This is a genomic window from Priestia sp. FSL H7-0729, assembly GCF_038005685.1.
In the GTDB taxonomy this organism is placed as follows: domain Bacteria; phylum Bacillota; class Bacilli; order Paenibacillales; family Paenibacillaceae; genus Paenibacillus.
The window spans coordinates 456,929-479,177 of sequence record NZ_JBBOTQ010000002.1 but is presented as its reverse complement, the minus strand read 5'-3'; the positions used below and the strand labels follow the sequence as shown (position 1 = coordinate 479,177).

The following is a 22,249-nucleotide window of genomic DNA, read 5'->3' as shown; positions in this document are numbered from 1 at the left end:
TTAGAAGCTTGCTGCTACTTCGGAAGCCAATTTCAGACCTGCAGTAACGATTTCTTCAGCACGATCTGCAGAAGCATTATGTCCTTCAACGATAACTACTTCTGGGTTTTGGATGCCCCACAAGCCGAGAACTGTTTTCAGGAAGTTCAAGGACATTTCAGCAGCTGCCATTGGGCCTTCGGAATATACGCCACCACGTGCGTTAAGCAAAGCTACTTTTTTGTCGCCAGCAAGTCCTACAGGACCTTCAGCAGTGTATTTGAATGTTTTACCAGCTTGGCTCAGGTAAGCAATGTAGTTTACCAATGGAGCTGGAACAGTGAAGTTCCACAGTGGGAATGCAAATACCACTTTGTCAGCTGCAAGGAATTGATCTTGCAATTGTGCTGCAAGTGAAGCTGCTTTTTGCTCGTCAGCTGTCAGTTCAAAACCGTTAGCTGCTTTGTAAGTACCTGTGATTGCAGTGTTACCATAGAATGGGAATTCTGTATTGTAGAGATCCAGCTCAGTAACTGTGTCACCTGGGTGGGACTCTTTGTATGCGCTCAAGAATGCATCGTACAATTTAACGCTGACTGCTTGATCTGCAGGACGGTCATTTGCTTTAACGAATAAAATATTAGACATGTTGAATTTTCCCCCGTTAGATAAAATATATGAGTGCTTATTCTGAACTGGCCACCATTGTAGCTTATATAAAGAAACCAACAACTCATTAATTCATATTATATATAAAAATGTTAGTGGATGCAATAACGTAATCACTTTGGTCATAAATCAATTTTAATTTTTGCTACAATCTATTTTGGTTCTGACTTAGCTACGAGCCGTAAATTCGGAAATGGCCTCACTAATCAGATTCATGCCCAGCAGCAACTCATCCCGGCCCGGATGGCTAAAGTTCAATCGAATGTAACGTTGATCCTGCACACCTGTAGAGCATAACGATCCAGGAAGAAAAGATACACCTTTGGGCAGAGCAGCCTTAAGCAGAGCGCCACTATCCAATCCTTCTGGCAACTGTATCCACAGATACATTCCGCCCTCGGGAATGTTGTACTGACACCCTTTCCAGCCCGGTCTCTTCAACAGTTCAAGCATCAGTTTGAGTCTTGTCTTATACTCCCGATTCAACATGGATAAGTGGTCACTCCAACGAAAAGGGGAATGGGCAAGCAATTGATACAATAGCCTCTGATTCATCGGACTGGACTGACCATCGGCAATCCGTTTAACGGAGGCCATGGCCTGAATCAGAGCCGGATGTCCAGCGGCCCATCCGGTTCGTAGAGCGGGCGCTACCGTTTTGCTGAATGAACCAATGTAGAGAACATGTCCACCCTGATCTGCAGTATCCAATGCAAAGAGTGAGGGGTATCTACGATAGAATTCAGTTGGCTCAAGGCCATCGAAATGGAGCTCCCCGTAAGAATCATCTTCCACAAGCAGAACACCATAGCGCGAACACAGCTCCAGGACAGCCTCCCGACGTTCCATACTCCACAAGGCACCCGTGGGATTCGAGAAACTGGGAGCAGCAAAAAGCAGCTTCGGTCTGACCTGCTGCATGTGATGCTCCAAATGATCTGGCAGTATGCCGTCCCGATCACCCATTACGGGAACAATCTTGGCTCCTTGCATCTCCAGAACCTCAAGACAGCCTGGTGACGTGGGATGTTCAACCAGTACAGAATCTCCTGGTTCAAGCAATAGACGCATCACGAGATCGATGGCCTGCTGGGTACCTGTGGTCAACAGAATTTGCTCGGGCACCGTTCGTATGCCTTTGCGGGCATTCCAGTCTTTGTTCAACCACTCTCTTAGGGGGGTGTAGCCTGCTGGCTCTCCATATTGCAATGCGGAGGGGCCTGAACTAAAGACAGACACCGCTGCTTCTTCCAACAATTTGAAAGGAAACAACTCCTCCGCAGGCAATTCTTCTGCCAAAGAAATGAAATAATCCCTGCCAGACATCTCACGTATATCCCTCAGTGGTGATGACAAAAGCCTGTTGGTACGGGAAGCAAAGAAATATTTCATCGATCCGTCCCCTCTCATCCCTATTCCGAAGCTGTACTCGCAGTCCGCAGCCCTACAACCTATTCGTGCTCGCCATCGAATATGACCGGATAGTTACCCGGACCAGTAGTGATCATGGGAAGAACCAACCTGTTTCGTCAGGACCCCGTCTTCACTTGTCTTGCATGCAAGGCATAGCGTTCAATGGCCTGTGCTCTGCTGCTTACTTCCAGCTTCACGTATATTTTACGCAGGTAATTATCAATGGACCGTCTACTAACGTTGATCTCATTCGCTATTTTATCATAGGTTACACCCTGAACAATTCTTTCCATGATAAAAGTTTCAGTTTCTGTTAATTCAATTACACGTGCTTCTGTCGGAGACTCCACTGGTTGCGCCCACTCCGCACTGTTTAACCACGACAATGGAATGGATACATGGCCCTCACGTAACCCAGAGATCAGATGAATCAGCTGGCTAGGGGAAGCCTGTTTGGATAGCATGCCGCTTGCACCAAGACTCATCAGATGACGAAACAGCTTCACATTGTCTTCATCCGTCAATATGATGATGTGACTGTGAGCTGACAGATTCTTCATCTGGGCAATATATTGATCGGCCTGGCCCTCCGGAAGACGATAATCCATCAGAATCAGATCAGGCTGGTATGTATTCACCAGATCGAGCCCTTCTGTCCCGGTCGAAGTCATGCCACGTACCGTCAGATCTTGCTGCTCTTCCAAAATCAATTTTGTACCGAGCATGCTGGTGGGGTGGATATCTATGATGACCACCTGCCATACTTTTTTCATTGTTGTTCCCCCTGTTATGTATTGGACATATAACTTTTAGCTTCTGTCATGATGATCTATCATCTGTGCGACAGTCCGAGTATAGAAGAAGCATAGGTCGGATTATGTCGAAAAACAGAAAAACATAGGATGCAGCCGTTAAAAAAGCTCTATTTTCACCGTATTTTGTTATAAAAACACCATGGTGTCCATCTTCCCATCCTCGGAAAGGTCAAAATATAGTATAAATTTCCTGCATTTCTATCTAAAAAAGTCGAAAAACCTGCCCAAAGTTCCTACTTATTGCATCTATAAGAAATTGTATCCTAGGACTTCCTTCCGATGCAATCTCTTTTTACTCTATTAAGTAAAGAATTTCATTTTTGCGTAATCAATAGGGGCATGATAGAATGAGGACTGGAAATTTTTTTATACCTATAAATGACCAGGAGTGATGACATGAAACCATCTACCCCGCCCTCTGACATCCATCACACCCGGAGCGCCAAAGGCAAGGCCGGATCTTCAATCAAGCTGTTTCTAGTAATGTGGATTGTTCTCATTGCACTAGGAATCGTTGGAACCTACTATTATAGTAACCATCTCCAGCAACAGATGATCAATCAGCTTCAGGCCCATAATCAGCAGCAGATTGCAGCGCTAAAAACCGACTACGAAAATCAGCTAACAACGATATCGAAGGAAGTAGAAGACCTGCAAGGACAAGTTCAATCCTTCAATGAATTGCTGACTTTCACCAAGGATAATGCAAGTGACAAAACGGATAACAGCAACAAACTGTATACCCAGCTGAGCGAAGTCAAAAAACAACTGGAGACACTCCAGAAAAAGATGGACCTGCTCAAATGATTACACCCGTCAAACAGGTTAATCGTTTTTTTATGCTTGCACTCGCTCCTTTTGTTGGATTGATATTATGCCTGCTGCTGCTTCGTCCTCCTCTTGAACCCGGAGGATTGATTCCTACCGAACTGTCAGAGGACACGATTACCCCCCGGACCCAAGCAATCAGCCAAGAGCTCGCCGGGGCAAAAGATGCTGCTGTTCAGACTTCTTCTTCTATTAAAAGAACGACACAGCTCTATAATAAAACAACCAGTACGATGTCTACACTTGTACAGAAGGCTTCCGCCCAGGCGGATCGTCCGGAAACGATCTACAACAAACGGATTACATCCAAGCTTGGTGTGCCATTTGAAAGGGTAGACAGTGACCGGTTAACAATTGAACTGTACAGAGTGAATCCTGGCAGCTATAAGGGCTATGCCATGAAGATTAAGCTAAAAGACCCTACGGCCATGCAGATGGCTCTAGACAGTGAACCTGGGCGTTCTGAGACAACCATGCAGGCTGTAAAGCGTAACGGCGCAATTGCTGGGATCAATGCAGGTGGATTTGCTGACAGTGGCGGCAAACGTTATCCACTTAGCACAACTGTCATGGACGGGAAATACGTGAACGGTTTTCAGGCCAGTTTCAAAGATCTGTTTTTTGTAGGACTTAATGATGCCGGCAAGTTGGTTGGAGGCAAGTTCTTCGACAAAAACTCACTGGATCGCCTGCAACCGCAATTTGGGGCTACGTTTGTTCCGGTACTGTTACAGAATGGGCGGAAAACAACAATTCCCGACAAGTGGAAAGTATCCCCCAAACGAGCACCACGTACAGTCATTGGCAATTATAAGGATGACCAGTTGTTGATCATTGTGGTCGATGGTTATAATGAGGGCGGAAGTTCCGGTGCTACCCTTGAAGAGTTACAAGGACGGTTGTACAAGCTTGGGGTCATCGACGCCTATAATCTGGATGGCGGTGGATCTTCCTCGCTTATTCTGAATAACCGGGTCGTGAATAACCCTTCAGATGGCAGCCTCAGACCGGTACCTACACACTTTTTATTTTACAAATAATAGGGTGAAGCATTTCTTTTCTACCTATAATGGTTATAATAGAAGAAAATGAGCTTGTGCAGGAGGTGCGAAGAGTATGTCATTTTCACTGACATTCTGGATTATTGCAATTGTATTGACTCTCTTCATTACAGGCATTCTCACTTCATCCTACAACAATGACAAGACAAAAGGCTTGTAAAGGCCAAGCCTCTCTCCGGAGAGGCTTTTTCTTTTGCCTCATCCTCGATATAGCAAGAGACAAGGCTTAAAAGAATGATTCGATTCTTCTAAGCCTTGTCTCTTGCTGTACCAGTTGTTCTACGCACCAATCCTGTCAGGAGTCTCAAATTCGGGATCAATAGCTAACCGCCCGTTCATTCCGCATGGATATAACCGAATCAGACGGCACAGGTCCACTTACCGACCCACCCTCAACTAATGTCACATAAATTCGTTCATGATCAACGGGTTCTCCAGCAATAATTTTGATCAATTGTTCAGCAGCAAGCGACCCCCACTTACGTTTGGAGTAATCAATGCTTGCCAATCTCGGCTGGACGTATTTGCTCAATTCAATATTGTCGAATCCGATGACATCAATCTCGTGACCAACGCCAAGTGCACTGTCTGCCAGACGATCACACAAGCCAATAGCCATCTCATCATTGAGGCAGAATACCGCTGCGGGTCCATCATACACCTGCACAATCTGATCTGCGGCCCGTTCTCCGCCACTCTTCTCAAAATCTCCCGTAATCTCAATCCATTCCACATCGGCTTCACGTTCTGCCACCTGTCTCACAGCCTTTAAGCGCTGCACAGAGTCAAACGAACCTTCCGGTCCTGTCACCACGTAGATTTTCTTATGTCCCCGTTCAATAAGATGTTCCATCGCAAGTGTCGCCCCGGCCTTATTATCCAGCAAAACCTGATTAATGTTGGGATGATCCATCTCACGGTCCAATACAACAATTTTATGCCCACGATCGGCATATTGCATCAGTTCCTCACTTGCAAACGTATGATCCAGAATAATTGCACCATCAATCATCCTCTCTGGAAGCATGCGATGGGATTGCTTACCACTGCACACGATCAGATCATAACCTTGAGCATTACATACTGCTTTCATGCCACTCAGCAAGTCTCCATACACATCTCCGCTAAAATCGGTCAAGAATACACCTAGAATTTTGGATTCCCTCTTCTTCAGTGTTCTTGCAGCGGCATTTGGAACATAGTTCAGCTCTTTGGCAATGGCCAAAATTTTGGAACTCGTCTCATCGGTCACTTTGTTGCTGCCATTCAGCGCATATGACACCGTAGAGATGGAAACCCCCGCCTGTTTGGCGATATCCTTGATACTGACCACATTCTTCGCTCCCCTGTTATGTTTATCAGACCTTCCACAACGAAAGGTCTGATACATTACTTTTTCCATGCACCGGATTACACGAGTCTGAATGATTTCTTCTGAGTGTCCCGACTGTTTGCACCCACAAGAATATGGAACTCACCTCGATCACTGCGATGGCTTAAGTCCGAATGGTGATAACGAAGCTGTTCTTCATTTAACGTAAATGTAGCTGTACCACTCTCGCCTGGCGCCAGTGCAAGCTTCACATAACCTTTCAGCTCACGCATCGGACGAACGACTTCACCCGTTACATCACGAACGTACAACTGAACGGTCTCTACACCTGCGCGCTCACCCGTATTCGTTACACGCACTTGGATGCTCAAGGTCTCTTCGGCAGTCATTTCGTTACTTGATACTTCAAGATCACCATAAGAGAATGAAGTGTACGAGAGACCATAACCGAACGGAAGCAAAGGTTCATTTGGGCTGTCAATGTATTTGGAGACATAACGTTCTTCTGTCTTCTCCGGGTTCAGTGGACGACCTGTATTGAAATGGTTGTAATAGACCGGGATCTGACCTACGGACTGCGGGAAAGACATCGTCAGACGTGCAGATGGATTCACTACACCTGTCAGAACATCTGCGATCGCTGCTCCACCTTCACTGCCTGGGAACCAGGCTTCAAGAACGGCATCCGATTCATCGATTACCCCATGCAGATCCAATGGACGGCCGTTGAAAATAACGCTCGCTATAGGTTTCCCCGCTGTTTTGAGCTGTTTAACCAATTCCAATTGGGCTGCTGGCAGACGAATATCCGTGCGCGAGCCACCTTCTCCACTCATCTCGGAGTCTTCACCCAGAGCAAGGACAATCAGATCCGCTTTGCTTGCCACTTCCAGGGCTTCAGCAATCTGCTCGGCTGTAATCGTGTGAACATTGCTACCTTGAGCAAATTGAACTTTCCCATTCGTCAGGCGTTCTTGCAGAGCTGTTCCGAGCTTGACTGCATCTTCCTTAACGCCTTCACAGGACCACCAGCCCAGAATATCAGGACTTTGTGCAAAAGGACCAATAAGGGCTATATTAGCGTCAGGTTGAAGCGGAAGCACGCTGTCATCATTCTTCAACAGGACAGCCGATTGGGTTGCCAGTTCATACGCTACCTGACGGTGCTCTTTGGAGAACACAATCTCACGTTCACGAACCGGATCAGCTGCACGTAGCGGATTGTCGAACAATCCCAGCTTCTCTTTCAGTTGCAGAATCCGCAGAACGGCTTCATCAATGAGCTCCTCTTCCACTTCACCACTCTCAATCAGCTCAGGCAAATGATGCACATAACAAGGTGTCATCATCTCCATGTCTACTCCTGCACGAATAGCACGATATGCCGCTTCACGATCATCTTCCGCAGCGCCATGCGCAATCATTTCGCGAATGGAAGCCCAGTCCGAGATCAATACACCATCAAAGCCCCACTCGTCACGCAAAATGCCACGCATTAACTTCTCATTGCCACTTGCCGGAATACCGTCAACCGTATTGAACGATGTCATAACCATCTCCACACCCGCATCCAATGCTGCTTTGTACGCTGGCAAATAGTACTCACGCAGGTTACGCTCGGACATGTCCACCGTATTGTAATCCCGACCACCCTCAGCCGCTCCATATGCCGCAAAGTGTTTGACACATGCCGCAAGGCGATCTGGTTCATCCTTCAAGCTATCGCCCTGATATCCACGTACAAATGCAGCCGCAAACAAGCTGTTCAGATACGGATCTTCTCCGGTCGTTTCCATCACACGACCCCAGCGCGGGTCACGAACCAGATCCACCATTGGTGCAAAGGTAACATGCAAACCGGATACAGCTGATTCACGTGCTGCAATTTCAGCACTTTTCTCAGCCAGTTCTGTGTCCCATGAACAACCGATCGCCAGTGGAATCGGAAAAATGGTTTTGAATCCATGAACGACGTCAGCCATGAACAAAAGCGGAATGCCCAGACGGCTTTTTTTCAGATAAGCTTGCTGTACATCAATGATGGCTTGTGCACCGGACAGCCCCAGAATGGACCCACTGGCATCCACTGACTGCTCCGTAATTCCCATCTCTTCCATCGGTCCTGTGATCTGACCTTCGACATTAGTTCCCTCATAGAAGTTGGCAGTCAACTGAAGAAGCTGAGCTGTTTTTTCCTCCAACGTCATCTGTTTTACCAGGTCTAGCAACTGCTCGTTATTCATCAATGTATCCTCCACTAAGTTGTTGAAATAAAGAACCCGGCTGCGTTCGGGGAGAGACCGCGCACCGGGTTCAAAATTAATGACTGAATGATTACTAGAATTTATCGTTTAGCTCATCCAGATAAGGTTGAACCAGGGACATTTTACTGTTTACCCATTCTTTCCAGTTTGCCTCTAGATCTCCGTTTTTGAGGATCAAGTTGGCATATTCATTCTGGTAGTCGAATGAAGCCTGGCTCTTAGCTTTGGAATCGTACAGGTTGACATCCCAATCGTATGTTGCAAGCGATTTTCCTTCTGTACCAAGTTTTGCTTTTTCTTGGAACAATTCCACGGCTCTGTCACGGTAATCTTTTTTGATTGCAGGGTTTACAACACTGAAGTCGTCACCGAGCAGGTATAGACCTTCGAAACGTGCTGGATACTTATCTTCCAATACTGTTCCTTCTGGCAACAAGCTAACCAGTTCTTGGTTCTCATCATATTTCCAATCGGTTCCTTCAAAGCCCATGTTGATGAGCAACTGTCCTTCTTTGGTTGCGGAGTAATCGATCAGATCCATGATCCGTTCGAATTTCTCGTCACTGATGTCCGGATTGAAGATCAATGCCGACCAGAAGTTGGCTTGCTCCATGTTACGGTATTTACCGTCATCGCCTAGTACGATTGCTGTGTGTACCAATTCATCACTATCTACACCTAGATTTTTTTTCATATCCGAATCCAGACCTTGTCTGTACGAAGCCAGTCCACCCAGACTTGTTACAGCAGCTGTTCCTGTTACTTTAAAGTTGTTTTGACCTTCATTGTTTTTCCATGTGTAGAACTCCGGATTGAGCAACCCATCTTTATAAGCTTTTTGCATCAATTTAAGTCCTGTCAGCGTTTCAGGATCTGCCGGTCCCCAGTGAAACTTACCATCTTCACCTTTGTAGAACGGTGTGTCAGTCATGGCATGTACACTGTTTGGCATAATCATGTTTGTCATTGCGTCAGCAGCATTGTAGGACAATGGTACAAGTTTGTTACCCACTTTGCCTGGATCTTTTTCTTTCACTAGCGCAGCATATTCATTCAATTCGGTTGTTGTATAAGCATTTTTCAGTTCAAAACCAACCGCTTCAGCCCAGTCTTTACGAAGCGCAATGACACCAATTTGGTTCGTCAGCGGATCAGCCGGTTTGTTTTCGAAATAGATTGGTCTTGGCAGGACATATGTTCCACCCGTCAATTCTTCCAACTTGTCTCCAAGACCTGTCAAGTTGTAAGCTGCCGCCACGTTAGGCCAGCGTTCTTTCCAGTCATCCGGGAATTTGTAGAACAAGCCTTGTTCAATGCTGTTAATGGCATCGCCATGTACGTAGTTCCATACCGCTACATCCGGCAAGTCGCCAGAGTTGATCCACAGACGAAGCTTCTCGCCCCATGAATCCTAATCGATATAGTTGTAGTCCCATGTTACATTGAATTTGTCTGTCCAGAACTTGTGGAAGTCATTATCCAGGTTCCCGTTTTTGATTTCTGTCAGGTTAGCTACAGAGATGGTCAGGTTATCTTTGTAATTTCCCTCTGCATCTTTTTCGTTACCACCTGAAGCCCCTTGGCTGGAACAAGCGGTCACCATCAGCATAACTACACTAAGCGTGATGGCAAAGAGAGCTCTTACTGACAACTTTTTGTTCGTTTTCATGTTTTACCCCCATGTTTTTAGTGAAATTTGATTGCAAAATCCTATACGTATGATCAGGTCTTGATTGCCCCTGTTAATACCCCTTTGGCAAAATGTTTTTGCAGCATTGGGAAGAAACACATAATGGGTACCATGGTGACAAATACGGCTGCCATCTTCATGCCCATGGAGAAGTTGCTTGCCTGTGCAGCATCCACACTGGATGCATTGGATGCATTCGTCGTAGATGTCACGATAATGTTTCTAAGTACATTCTGAAGCGGTAACTGATCCGCTTTTCGCAGGAATATCATTGCATCGTACCAACTGTTCCAGTAAGCCACCCCGTAGAACAACGTGATTGTTGCCATAATTGGTGTAGCCAGCGGAAGAACAACAGAGAACAAAATTCTCCACTCTCCTGCTCCATCCAGTCTCGCCGATTCCATCAGCGATTCAGGCAAGGTGTAGAAGTAGTTCATCATCAGAATCATGTTAAACGCGCTGAAACTTCCCGCCAGGATAACGGACCACAGCGTACCTGTAAGATGAAGGGATTTCATGATCAGGTACAGCGGTACGATACCACCATTAAAGATCATGGTGAACAGTACCAGGAAAAAGATAAATTTCTTAAACGGGAATTTGTTGCGACTAAGGCCATATGCCATGCTTGTTGTCAGGAACAAGCTGAGTGGCAAACCGATGACTAGCAATATAATTGTATTTTTGTACCCCGACAGAATCGTTCCGTCAGCGAACAACGCCTTGTAGGAATCCAATGTCCATTCTTTAGGGAACATCAAAAATGGATTGTCAGCATATTCTTTTTGTGTTGCAAACGAGATCATGATGACATTCCAGAATGGAATCAGGATCATCAGGGCAAGCACGAGTAATACGGCGAAAATAATGTAATCGAGAAGTGTCATTTTTTCTGTACCAATTCTCGGTTTTTTGTTAGCTTTCTTGCTCATCTCATTTTCCCTCCTCTCTTATCGGAACAAACCGTCTCCGCCAAGCCACTTGGCAAATCTGTCAGCAAGAAGCAGCAAGGCCATATTCACCAGGGAACGGAACAAGCTGACCGCTGTCGAGAATGAGAAATCGGTTGATGACTGGAACGTAATCCGATAGATGTATACATCGAGTACTTCCGATACATTTTTGGTAGCGGCATTTGCCAAGTTGAAGATCTGGTCAAACCCGGAAGACATCAATCCACCAACCGACAGAATAAACATGATTGTGATGGTTGGAAGGATGTTCGGCAACGTAATTTTGAACATCTGTTGCATACGGGAAGCCCCGTCGATCTGCGCTGATTCATACTGATCCTGGTCAATACCGGAAATGGCAGCTAGGAATATAATCGCGCCCCATCCACTTGATTTCCAAATATCAGTCAACAGCAACATCGGTACAAAGTTGGATTCGGATCCCAGGAAGTTAATCGTTGGCAATCCGAGTAATCCAAGCGCGCTGTTTACCAGACCGTCATAGGCAAGCACATTGATAACTACGCCAGATACGATGATCCAGGACAGAAAGTGCGGGAATGTAAGAACGGTTTGGAACAATTTTTTCCCTCTGCGCATCCGCAACTCATTCAGCAACAACGCCAGAATGATCGGGAACGGGAACTGAATAATCAGTTTCAGAATATTGATGTACAGCGTACGCCATACCGCGTCAATAAAGGTTGGATCACGGAAAACATATTTGAAGTTCTCGAATCCGCTCCATGGACTTCCCCAGATGCCCAGGTTGGCCTTGTAATCTTTGAATGCCAGAGACAGGCCACCCATCGGCATGTAGGCAAACAGGATTAGCCAGACAAGCCCCGGAATAAGCAGGGTGTATGTCATTCGGTGCTTCCAGATTTCAGTCCAGAGCGAATTGCCCTTCACGTTTCCCTTCAGCTTTTTGCTAGGTCCTTCGGCTGCAGGTTTCACATTGCATCTCCTCACTCTACTTTGGTCTTGTCGTTGTACAGAAAATCAAACATCGTTCTCAGGTGGTGCTCCCAAAATCTCCATTCATGAGCCCCCGTCGTCTCCACATACCGAAAATCAAAAGCAGTCCCCTGCATGTATTTCGCGAAGTCGCGATTCATCTCTACGAAGGGGTCATGATCGCCGCAGCAACTGAGGATATCCGGTAAAGGAACGCCCTGTTCCAGCAACTTGGCCGACAGTGCGTAAATATCCTGATCGGCTTTTACCTGTAAACGTTCTCCAAAAACCGCTTTCATTTCCCTGATCATGGTCGCTGGCATATGGGGATCTTGAAGGCGTTTCTGAATATCCGTTACGCCGGATAGAGACACTACTTTGCGGTATTTCTCTGGATAGGTTAGTCCACATTTCAGTGCACCATATCCACCCATGGATAAACCGGCGATGTACGTTTTCTCCGGATCAGGATTCAGATTGAGTAGACGCTTGCATACTTCAGGTAACTCCTGAGTGATGTAGTGGAAGTAATTCAGGCCGTATTCCATATCGGTGTAATAGCTTCGATTCGCTTCCGGCATAATGATGGTACAGCCATACTGTGCTGCATACATCTCAATGGTGGTTAACCGCTGCCAGGTACTCGCATTATCGCCTGCCCCGTGCAACAGATATAGTGTACCGCCTGAAGTCTCTCCGGAGTCGCTGGACACAACATGTATGCTGGTATTCATGCATAAGGTTGGCGATCCAGTTTCGATCGTTATATGTGCCATAATGTAACCCCTCTCATCATCGCCTGCTGTCTTTACTCATTGGGTTTCTCTGGCGTTGGATTGCAGGCTGTTGTAGATTCCCTTGTATTACGATGGGTTATCGAAACGATTTTCTCGAATCGTTTCAAAACATAGCCAACGTTGATTCACTTGGTCTTCATTACAACACATTTGATGTGGAAGCGATTTCTTCGAATCGTTTCGAATAAATCATAAGCCCGATGAGTAAATCCTGTCAATAACCTTTTTACAAATTTCGCGTTATTTTCTCGAAAAAATGCTTTTTCACGTCTAAATTTGCGCCGAAAGACACTATTATTACGAAAAAATGAAATTTAAGTCAGTGTTATTACAACTTTAATTGACACCAAACCAGGTTTATACTAACATGGGTTCTGGTTTTGCAATCAAATTACGGAAACGTTTCACCAACCGATTTTACTCAGGTTTCGCCTGATATTAGGGAGGTTAATATGTCTGAGCAACTCGAAGGTTTCATTCAAACGATTACGGAGCAACAACTGAACGTTTTCTCCATTCGCATATTACAAAAAGGGCATCTGCTTGCCCACTGGGACAGGGATAGGGATCAGCGCCGTGTACAACATTCCATCAGTAAATCCTTCACGTGTATGGCCGTTGGTCTTGCGCTTGAAGAAGGTCTGTTACATCTGGATGCCACACTTGGTGATTATTTCACACATAATCATATATCGAGTGCACATTACAATCTCCCATCTCCACGGGAATTGAAGTTACGCGATCTCCTCCGGATGTCTTCCGGTCATGACTCGCCTCCTCTTTGGGCTGATGAACGAGCTTCATTGACCGAGAAAGATTGGGCGAAACATTATATGTCTCTCCCCCTGGACCGGATACCCGGAGAACATTTCACATATAGCAGTGGGGATACGTTTATGATCTCAGCCATGCTACAGGCAGCTACCGGCCAAACCGTGAAAGATTACCTGACTCCACGATTATTTGAGCCGCTTGGCATACATGATGTGGAATGGGAAACCTCTCCACTGGGGGTAACACTCGGCTGTGCAGGTCTTTGGATAAGCAATGAGGAACTGAGTCGATTTGGACAGTTACTGCTGCAGGAGGGCCTTTGGGAAGGTACACAGCTTGTACCTGCGGATTGGATCAGGCAAGCTACCTCCCAGCAGATCGGAACGACTGGAGACGGAGATTGGGGAGAAGGATACGGATATCAGTTCTGGATGTGTTCCCATGGTGCTTACCGCGCCGATGGCGCCTATGGTCAGTTATGCATCGTCCTTCCCTCAGAGGAAGCTGTCATATGTATCAACAGTGAGGAAGAAAATATGCAAGGCATCCTGAATGCCGTATGGGATAAGATTTTACCTGTAATCATCTAACGTTAGATTTCATATTCTTCTTTTGTTCATAGGGAACTGTATCATACGCCGGATACTGGAAACAAAAAAAACGCCACGGGGTTAATAAACCCCATGGCGTTACTTCTTATCCGTGCTGTGGAAGCTGAGTCATTTCTTCTAAACATTGTGCGCATATGTAACGCTCTTTGAACTCGTTGACTTCCTCGATGGATCCGCAGAAAATACATTTTGGACGATATCTCTCCAAGATAATATGGTCCCCTTGTACTAAGATTTCTACAGGATCTCCCTCATTCATTTGATACCTTTTACGCAAAGATTTAGGCAATACGATCCTACCTAATTGGTCAACTTTGCGAACTACTCCAGCTGGCTTCATAGCTACGGCACACCTCTCCTATCTTACTCTAAATTTCTAGGTACATTTGTACTATGTTTAAAGATTCGCCAAGATTTTGTCGAATCCTGCTGGAAATAAACATTTTTTGTCCTTTTTTTTGAAAAATGTTTTTTTTCCGAATTCTAGCGTCATTTATAACCTGAATTTATCCTTCTAACCCCGGAAAATTGAGCTGACGCAACGCTTCATATACAATAATTGCTGCCGAATTGGACAGATTTAATGATCTGACATCACCAGTCATAGGCATTTTCATGCATGTATCGGGATTCGCAGCAATTAATTCAGGTGGCAGGCCTTTAGTCTCTTTACCAAAAACGAGGAAATCCCCATCCCGAAAATTAAAGTCACTGTAGCGGTTCTTTGCCTTCGTAGTTGCGTAGAAGAACCGACCTTCCGGATATTTTTCCTGAACCTCTGCAAAGGAGTCGTGGTATTCAATATGAACGGCATGCCAGTAATCCAGCCCTGCCCGTTTCAATGTAGCATCATCTGTTCGAAATCCAAGTGGACGCACGAGATGCAGATGGGTACCGGTTGCCGCACAAGTGCGCGAAATATTGCCTGTGTTCGCGGGAATTTCTGGTTCAACCAGAACGATGTGTAAAGCCATATGTGTTCAATCTCCTTTTCATTTCATGTTGACGACAACCCTCTAATCTTAAAGAAAAGCCCTCCACACGTCAATGTGGAAGGCTCTGGTAAGGCACAGAATTTGACCCGAAGGTCCATAACACCGTACCTATACTTAATTATCCATTTGTCTTCTGGAAGTGGCTCATGAAGTCTGTGAGTGCCTTAACACTCTCATAAGGAGCAGCATTGTAAATCGAGGCACGGAGACCACCCACACTGCGATGTCCTTTCAAACCTACAAATCCTTCTTCCTCCGAAGCCTTGATGAACTTTTTCTCCAGTTCTTCAGAAGCAAGACGGAAGGTTACATTCATCAGGGAACGATCTTCTTGTTCCACACAACCACGGTAGAAATCACCGGAAGCATCAATTGTGTTATAGAGCAATTCCGCTTTTTTCGTATTTTTTTGCTCAATACCAGCCAGTCCGCCCTGTTCTTCAATCCATTTCAATACTTCATTCACCATATATACGGAGAAGGATGGCGGCGTATTGTACAGGGAGTTGTTATCTACATGTGTGCTGTAGCGAAGCATGGTTGGAATCGTTTTAGGCGATTCGCTCACCAGTTCCTCACGAGCAATTACAACTGTAATTCCGGATGGACCCAGGTTCTTCTGTGCACCCGCGTAGATCATGCCGAACTGATTAAGATCAAATGGTTTACAGAAAATATCACTCGACATGTCCGCAATCAAAGGTACTGAGCCGGTATCCGGGAAGGACTTGAATTGCGTACCTTCGATCGTTTCGTTGGAAGTGAGATGCACATAAGCCGTACGTTCCGGCAGGCTCAGATTCGAAACATCCGGCAATTTCATAAACTTCTCTGCTTCCGAAGATGCAGCAACATGCGTCTCGCCGATCAATTTCGCCTCAGACAGAGCCTTCTTGGCCCAGCTGCCAGTCATCACGTAACTTGCAGTCTGCCCTGCCCCGAGCAGGTTCATTGGCAACATCGCGAACTGAGTGCTTGCACCGCCCTGCAAAAAGAGAACCTTGTATCCTTTAGGATTGCCTAGAAGCGACAACAAGCGCTCCTGAGCTTCATTATGTACCGACTCGTACACCGCTCCACGGTGGGACATCTCCATAATCGACATGCCTGTGTTACGAAAATCTACAAATTCCGCCTGTGCACGCTCCAGTACCTCAAGTGGCAACGCCGCAGGTCCTGCATTAAAATTATACGCTCTTTTTGTCACAAAATCCCCCGCCCTTTCCATCCGTAACTGACATATTAAGTGAATATTATCGCAATGATATCAGTATTCTCTATCTGCTTCAAGAGCAATATGCACTGAAGTGTCCATTTCAGCCCATCAAATTCCTTTATCACCCTGCAAAGTTAAAGCACTACATTGTTTAATTCAAGGAAAAGCCTCCGAGAGCGTATCCCGGAGGCTTTGAGTTGGAACAACTTCTGTTCCGAACCCCGACCGATTAGCAGTCGAAGTAAAGGCTATACTCGTGCGGATGAATGCGGATCGCTACTGCTTTCGCTTCATCACGTTTGAGGTTGATGTAGTTTTCAATGAATTCTTTTGTGAATACGCCGCCTTCAGTCAAGAACTCGTTATCCGCTGCCAGTGCATCAAGTGCTTCTTCGAGGGAAGCTGGCACACTGCGGATGTTTTCTTTATCTGCATCAGACAGGTCATAGATGTTTTTGTCGAGCGGACCATATCCAAGCTCAGTTGGGTTGATTTTACGTTTGATTCCATCCAGACCAGCCATCAACATTGCAGAGAATGCCAAGTATGGATTAGCTGTGGAGTCTGGTGTACGGAACTCGATACGACAACCTTTTGGTGTCACAGCTGCAACCGGGATACGAACTGCCGCGGAACGGTTACCTTTGGAGTAAACCAAGTTTACTGGTGCTTCGTAACCAGGTACAAGACGTTTGAACGAGTTTGTACTAGGATTAGTCAAAGCGATCAGTGCCGGAGCATGATACAGGATACCTCCGATGTAGTGCAGAGCCATTTCACTCAGGTTAGCATATCCCGCTTTGTCATAGAACAATGGGGAATCACCATCAAAGATGGATTGGTGAACGTGCATTCCGCTACCATTATCACCGAACAATGGTTTTGGCATGAATGTTGCTACTTTACCATATTGACGTGCAGTGTTGTGCACGATGTATTTGTATGCAAGCAGGTTATCTGCTGTTTTCTTCAGTGTATCAAAACGGAAGTTGATTTCGGCTTGACCCGCTGTCGCCACTTCATGGTGATGACGCTCGATCGACAGGCCTGCTTCTTCCAAAAGGCGACACATTTCGCTACGGATATCTTGTTGTGTATCCACTGGTGCTACTGGAACATATCCACCTTTAGTGCGTACTTTGAAGCCCAGGTTTCCGCCTTCTTCTTTGCGGTTCGTGTTCCATGAAGCTTCTTCGGAATCTACGTAGTAGGAAGAGCTGTTCGTACCACTCTCATAACGTACATCGTCGAAGATGAAGAACTCGGATTCAGGTGCGAAGAATGCCGCTGTACCTACACCGCTTTCTTGCAAATAAGCTTCTGCTTTAACAGCGATGCTACGTGGGTCACGCTCATAACGCTCGCCGTCTGGAGTGAAGATATCACACATAACATTTAATGTAGGGTGTGCAGTGAACGGATCGACATAAGTCGCTTCAGGGTCTGGCATCATAACCATATCGGACTCTTCAATTCCGCGGAAACCTTGGATAGAAGAACCGTCAAAAGCTACTCCATTTACGAACGTGTCTGCATCAACAGCCGAAGCTGGCAAGGAAATGTGATGTGCACGACCAGCTAAATCTACAAAACGAAAATCTACCCACTCGATGTTGTTCTCTTGAATTGATTTCAATACGTTTTCAACCGACATGTATTCGTCCTCCCAAATATTCCGAACATTAAACAACCCCACTAAGAAAATGTCTAAATTCGAATTTTTTTCTGTCGTCATTATAAATTTTAAAACCTGACATCGTCAATACTTATGTAAGGTATTTTTTGCGAGTATGTTAGCTATACTCACATTTTATAAATAACGTAAATTCATATAACAACTATTTTCATATACATTTAACTGGTTTAATGCGGTAAAGCGACCCCTTTTTTATCCTAAATCATGGAAAAAATCTCACATCATAAATGTTTCTTATCACTATTGATTAATAAATACGTTCAAAACTGCAAAATATGCAAAAAACCGAGCATCTATCTGATTTCTTCGCAATGAACGAGAACAGATGATGCCCGGCCGACCAGCTAGACCTTGACTATGAATTCTATTAAACGCCTACACGTGCCGGGAAAAATTCTGCCGGTTGTTTGGCTGTACTGAATGATTTACCCACGATTGGTGCCAATTTCTCCAGATCCTGCAACAGGTTGGCGAATTGGTCAGGGAATAAGGATTGCACACCGTCTCCTGTCATGGAGTTGTCCGGATCGGTATGCATTTCAATGATTAGGCCATTGGCACCCGCAGCAACGGAAGCTTTTGTCATCGGCTCCACCAGTTCACGTCGTCCAGTACCATGGCTTGGGTCTGAAATAACCGGCAAATGGCTCAGAGACTGCAGAACAGGGATCGCAGACAGATCCAGCGTATTACGTGTATAAGATTCAAACGTACGAATACCACGCTCACACAGCATGACATTTGGATTACCACCCGCAAGAATGTATTCAGCCGCATTCAACAGCTCATCGTATGTCGCACTGAAGCCACGTTTCAACAATACCGGTTTGCCACACTCGCCCAATTTGCGGAGCAGGTCAAAGTTCTGCATGTTACGTGTACCTACTTGCAGAATATCTGCGTACTCAGCGCAAATATCCACATACTCAGGTGTCATGACTTCTGTAATCGTCAGCAGGTCATGTTTCTTGCCTGCTTCTGCCATCATGATCAATCCCTCTACGCCCGTTCCCTGGAAGCTGTAAGGACCTGTACGCGGCTTGAATGCACCCCCACGTAACACTTGCCCACCAGCAGCTTTCACAAGGCCTGCAATCTCATCAATCTGTGCAGCGGATTCAACCGCACAGGGTCCGCCCATGACAACAAGTTCTTTTCCGCCAATATCTACACCTTTGATGGAAATCACTGTATCTTCAGGATGGAAGTCACGGCTTGCCAATTTGTATGATTTCGAGATTTTCACAACATTCTCGACACCTTTCATTTGGCGAAGATGCTCTTGCATTTTAGGTTCAACTTTGCCAATCAAACCAATGATCGTACGATCCTCTCCGCGAGAGATATGCACCTGAAGCCCTTCTTTTTCAATAACTGCAACGATATCCTGAATCTGTTCCTCCGGAGTAGCCTTGCCTGCAATAACGATCATATTAATTCCCATCCTTCCTTGTATGAGAGCACAATTTTCTTAGCGTGCGTCTGATTAAATATATAAACTCTGTCGCGCTTAAACGCTTGTTCGCTTTTAAGCTTTTATCCGTTAAAGTGAATATATCATAGATCTCCTGTTGCGTCAAGGTACACATTCTTTATCCTTTATCAAAAAGAACCCTGCTCCACAGCACCGAATTCGATTCTGCATAACAGGATTCTTCTTATTCACAAGTCGTTTGCAATTCACATACACTTAGACTTACATTTCCTTCGCCCTACGGTGTACGTGTTTTTTCTCTGACCGGAGGCAGCAGTTTGCTCATGTTCACGGTACGCTTGATCTCCCAAGTCTCCGGCTTGTCATGCTCATACTGCTCCAGGTAAAGGATGACTTCCTTCGTAATCGGTGTTGGTGTTGATGCACCCGAGGTAACCGCCACCTTATTTACACCTTTCAGCCATTCTTGCTGAATCTCGGAGACATCGGATACACGGTAGGCGGTAACACCTGCAATCTCCTCCGAAACTTGTGCCAGACGGTTAGAGTTATTGCTGCGAGGATCACCCACAACGATAACCAGGTCCGACTGTCCCGCCTGTTCAGCGACCGCTTCCTGACGAACCTGAGTTGCGAGACAAATTTCATTATGAATCTCAGCGCCAGGAAACTTCTCCAGCAGCCGGCTCATAATGTGTTTGATATCCCACTGGCTCATTGTGGTCTGATTCGTAATAAGGATTTTGCCTGAAGGTACGTTCAGTTCTTCGATCTCTTCTTCCTTCTCGATCAGATGAACGAGATCTGGTGCAACGCCTACAGCACCTTCCGGTTCAGGGTGATTCTTTTTGCCGATATAGATGATCTGATAACCCTCAGCCGTCTTCTCCCGAATAAGATCATGTGTCTTGGTGACATCAGGACATGTTGCATCCACTGTTGTCAATCCTTTATCCCTTGCCAGCTTACGCACTTCAGGAGATACACCATGAGCTGTGAAAATAATCGTGCCACTCTCCACTTGGCTCAAAATATCCATCCGGTTCGGACCATCCAATGTAATAATACCTTCATCTTCAAAGGAATCCGTCACATGTTGGTTATGCACAATCATACCCAATATATAAATAGGTCGTGGTAAATCCAGATTGCGTGCCGCTTGACGCGCGAGCACCATCGCATCCACAACGCCGTAACAATATCCTCGCGGCGAAATTCGTAGTACTTCCACTTGGTTGCCACCCGCTTTCTTTCTCGGCAACATTGCCGATGTAATTGCAGTCCTGTCTATTATACCTTTATTCGATAGGCGGAGCAAAGACAACCGGCAACCAGATAATAAAGGTGGTTCCTTCTCCACGTCTGGTCACTACCTCAACCGATCCGTGGTGTTCCTCAATAATCCACTTCGCAATCGAAAGTCCCAGACCTATGCCCGGTGTCGCCCCACGGGACTCGTCTGCCCGATAGAACCGATCAAAGATGAACGGCACTTCGTCCCGATCCATCCCAATACCGGTGTCGCTGATGCGCAGTCCAACCTGACCTTTGTATAATACGGTATCCAGCGTCACAGAACCTTCAGGTGTATATTTAAACGCATTTTCAATGAAAATAAATAACATCTGTTGCAGATAGTCCTTGCTACCGTTCACATAAATGCCGTTAAGGATGGAAAAATCTCCTGGAAGCCATTCTGCCTCACGATCCAGAAATTGTGCTCTGCGTGCCACTTCCTGTACGAGAATTTGCAGCGGGATCGGATTCAGTTCAATTTTCTGACCCGTATCCGCTCTTGCTAGGGATAACATGTCGCTGATCAACCTGCTCATACGTTTTCCCTCGTCCGCCATATCTTCAATGGCTTCCAGCGACATTTGTTTGACGGTCTCCTCATCCAGATTCGGTCGGTCGGTTCCCTCCTGATCCCATAACTTCTTCAGAAAGTCTACATTCCCGCGAATCGTGGTCAGCGGCGTACGCAGTTCATGCGATGCATCAGATACAAAGCGGCGCTGAGCTGCATTCGTCTCCTCCAAACCACGGAATGATAATTCGGTACGTTCAAGCATATTATTAACCGTTTCAATCAGACGCCCGATCTCATCCTTTGGCCCCGCATATTGAATGCGTACACTTAAGTCATCTCCCGATTGAATCTGGTTGGCAGCATCAATGACATTCACGAGCGGACGCATGGACTTGCGGGCCAGAACGAGACCTGAGGTAATAGCGAGGGCCATCGCTACCAGCCAGCCAAAAACCAAAATATTAAGCAACGCTTCCAGCAACCGCTCTTGTGAACTTACATTGGCTCCTACCTGAAGAATTCCACGTACTTCATTGGTACCTTGAAGAGAAAGGGGAAGCTGATTCACCAAAAACGGTGTCCCATCCACATAGATCTTGGATATCCCCCGCTCTTTAAGGATCTCATTGGATTTTAATACCGGAAACTGGATGCCTAATTTCTCCATATTCCCGGAAATTCTGCCTGAACGACTCTGATAATCCCAAAGTTGAATATAGATTTGAGCCTCCTGAAGCTGGCTCTCTGTAAATGGGTCCAGATCCAACGACTGTGAAAGAGGATTAACTCCAATTTGCTCTGTAATCCGGGCACTCTTCACCTTCAATTGCTGTTCAACTTCCTGGTAGGAGTTAAAATAAACAAAGGCATAGATTACAACGCCCCAAAAAATAAGCACAGCGGCCAAAATGCCAGAATACCATGCGGTTAGTCTTAACCGGATGGACATA

At 45.8% G+C, this 22,249-nt stretch carries 20 protein-coding genes; 3 read left to right on the top strand and 17 right to left on the bottom strand.

What is annotated here, in order from left to right; all coding sequences use genetic code 11:
• The 3 genes from MHH93_RS08675 to MHH93_RS08665 form a co-directional block, all read right to left on the bottom strand.
• A complete protein-coding gene (locus MHH93_RS08675) occupies nt 1–627 on the bottom strand; it encodes an FMN-dependent NADH-azoreductase (RefSeq protein WP_215076900.1) in 627 nt (208 codons plus the stop codon).
• 189 nt (nt 628–816) lie between these two features.
• Nucleotides 817–2,040: an aminotransferase-like domain-containing protein gene (locus MHH93_RS08670; RefSeq protein ID WP_500053692.1), complete on the bottom strand. Its 1,224-nt coding sequence runs from the start codon at nt 2,038–2,040 to the stop codon at nt 817–819.
• Nucleotides 2,041–2,177: 137 nt separating this feature from the next.
• On the bottom strand, nt 2,178–2,834 hold the full coding sequence (locus MHH93_RS08665) for a response regulator transcription factor (protein WP_278296026.1): 657 nt from the start codon (nt 2,832–2,834) through the stop codon (nt 2,178–2,180).
• Nucleotides 2,835–3,272: 438 nt separating this feature from the next.
• Between MHH93_RS08665 and MHH93_RS08660 the strand changes: the two genes are divergently transcribed.
• Nucleotides 3,273–3,683, top strand: coding sequence for a hypothetical protein (locus tag MHH93_RS08660; RefSeq protein ID WP_500053691.1), 411 nt, complete (start codon nt 3,273–3,275; stop codon nt 3,681–3,683).
• A complete protein-coding gene (locus MHH93_RS08655) occupies nt 3,680–4,744 on the top strand; it encodes a phosphodiester glycosidase family protein (protein WP_253432883.1) in 1,065 nt (354 codons plus the stop codon). The genes MHH93_RS08660 and MHH93_RS08655 overlap by 4 nt, the downstream gene beginning before the upstream one ends.
• A gap of 337 nt (nt 4,745–5,081) precedes the next feature.
• Here the strand turns inward: MHH93_RS08655 and MHH93_RS08650 are convergent, their stop codons facing one another.
• The 7 genes from MHH93_RS08650 to MHH93_RS08620 all read right to left on the bottom strand — a co-directional run bounded on the left by MHH93_RS08650 (nt 5,082) and on the right by MHH93_RS08620 (nt 12,741).
• On the bottom strand, nt 5,082–6,098 hold the full coding sequence (locus MHH93_RS08650; RefSeq protein ID WP_500053690.1) for a LacI family DNA-binding transcriptional regulator: 1,017 nt from the start codon (nt 6,096–6,098) through the stop codon (nt 5,082–5,084).
• 77 nt (nt 6,099–6,175) lie between these two features.
• Nucleotides 6,176–8,341: a beta-glucosidase BglX gene (gene bglX / locus MHH93_RS08645; protein WP_500053689.1), complete on the bottom strand. Its 2,166-nt coding sequence runs from the start codon at nt 8,339–8,341 to the stop codon at nt 6,176–6,178.
• A 94-nt stretch (nt 8,342–8,435) separates the two neighbouring features.
• Nucleotides 8,436–9,728 carry a type 2 periplasmic-binding domain-containing protein gene (locus MHH93_RS08640; RefSeq protein ID WP_500053688.1) on the bottom strand — a complete coding sequence of 431 codons (1,293 nt, stop codon included), beginning with the start codon at nt 9,726–9,728 and terminating at the stop codon, nt 8,436–8,438.
• Nucleotides 9,729–9,773: 45 nt separating this feature from the next.
• Complete coding sequence (locus tag MHH93_RS08635) at nt 9,774–10,031, bottom strand: hypothetical protein (RefSeq protein ID WP_500053687.1); 258 nt, start codon at nt 10,029–10,031, stop codon at nt 9,774–9,776.
• A gap of 53 nt (nt 10,032–10,084) precedes the next feature.
• Nucleotides 10,085–10,987 (bottom strand): carbohydrate ABC transporter permease, encoded by a 903-nt coding sequence (locus MHH93_RS08630; protein WP_289391845.1) that lies wholly within the window; start codon nt 10,985–10,987, stop codon nt 10,085–10,087.
• Nucleotides 10,988–11,005: 18 nt separating this feature from the next.
• Nucleotides 11,006–11,965 (bottom strand): ABC transporter permease, encoded by a 960-nt coding sequence (locus tag MHH93_RS08625; RefSeq protein WP_017689585.1) that lies wholly within the window; start codon nt 11,963–11,965, stop codon nt 11,006–11,008.
• An 11-nt stretch (nt 11,966–11,976) separates the two neighbouring features.
• Nucleotides 11,977–12,741, bottom strand: a complete 765-nt coding sequence (locus MHH93_RS08620; RefSeq protein WP_500053686.1) for an alpha/beta hydrolase — start codon at nt 12,739–12,741, stop codon at nt 11,977–11,979.
• 473 nt (nt 12,742–13,214) lie between these two features.
• Here MHH93_RS08620 and MHH93_RS08615 point away from each other — a divergent pair, with 473 nt between their 5' ends.
• A complete protein-coding gene (locus tag MHH93_RS08615) occupies nt 13,215–14,126 on the top strand; it encodes a serine hydrolase domain-containing protein (protein WP_500053685.1) in 912 nt (303 codons plus the stop codon).
• A 106-nt stretch (nt 14,127–14,232) separates the two neighbouring features.
• On the opposite strand, the gene MHH93_RS08610 is transcribed toward MHH93_RS08615, so the two are convergent.
• The 7 genes from MHH93_RS08610 to MHH93_RS08580 form a co-directional block, all read right to left on the bottom strand.
• The gene (locus MHH93_RS08610; protein ID WP_500053684.1) at nt 14,233–14,487 is read right to left on the bottom strand and encodes an AbrB/MazE/SpoVT family DNA-binding domain-containing protein; all 255 of its coding nucleotides are present in this window, start codon (nt 14,485–14,487) and stop codon (nt 14,233–14,235) included.
• A gap of 166 nt (nt 14,488–14,653) precedes the next feature.
• Nucleotides 14,654–15,121 (bottom strand): tRNA (uridine(34)/cytosine(34)/5-carboxymethylaminomethyluridine(34)-2'-O)-methyltransferase TrmL, encoded by a 468-nt coding sequence (trmL, locus tag MHH93_RS08605; protein ID WP_500053683.1) that lies wholly within the window; start codon nt 15,119–15,121, stop codon nt 14,654–14,656.
• Between the two features lie 139 nt (nt 15,122–15,260).
• Nucleotides 15,261–16,349: a 3-phosphoserine/phosphohydroxythreonine transaminase gene (gene serC / locus MHH93_RS08600; protein ID WP_074094319.1), complete on the bottom strand. Its 1,089-nt coding sequence runs from the start codon at nt 16,347–16,349 to the stop codon at nt 15,261–15,263.
• A gap of 238 nt (nt 16,350–16,587) precedes the next feature.
• Nucleotides 16,588–18,012 carry a type I glutamate--ammonia ligase gene (glnA, locus tag MHH93_RS08595; protein ID WP_074094318.1) on the bottom strand — a complete coding sequence of 475 codons (1,425 nt, stop codon included), beginning with the start codon at nt 18,010–18,012 and terminating at the stop codon, nt 16,588–16,590.
• 409 nt (nt 18,013–18,421) lie between these two features.
• Entirely contained in the window at nt 18,422–19,486 is a 1,065-nt protein-coding gene (gene aroF, locus MHH93_RS08590; protein WP_036610039.1) for a 3-deoxy-7-phosphoheptulonate synthase, read from the bottom strand.
• A gap of 280 nt (nt 19,487–19,766) precedes the next feature.
• Nucleotides 19,767–20,720: a 4-hydroxy-3-methylbut-2-enyl diphosphate reductase gene (locus MHH93_RS08585; RefSeq protein ID WP_017689593.1), complete on the bottom strand. Its 954-nt coding sequence runs from the start codon at nt 20,718–20,720 to the stop codon at nt 19,767–19,769.
• 67 nt (nt 20,721–20,787) lie between these two features.
• A complete protein-coding gene (locus tag MHH93_RS08580; protein ID WP_500053682.1) occupies nt 20,788–22,248 on the bottom strand; it encodes a sensor histidine kinase in 1,461 nt (486 codons plus the stop codon).
• Nucleotide 22,249 lies beyond the last annotated feature (1 nt).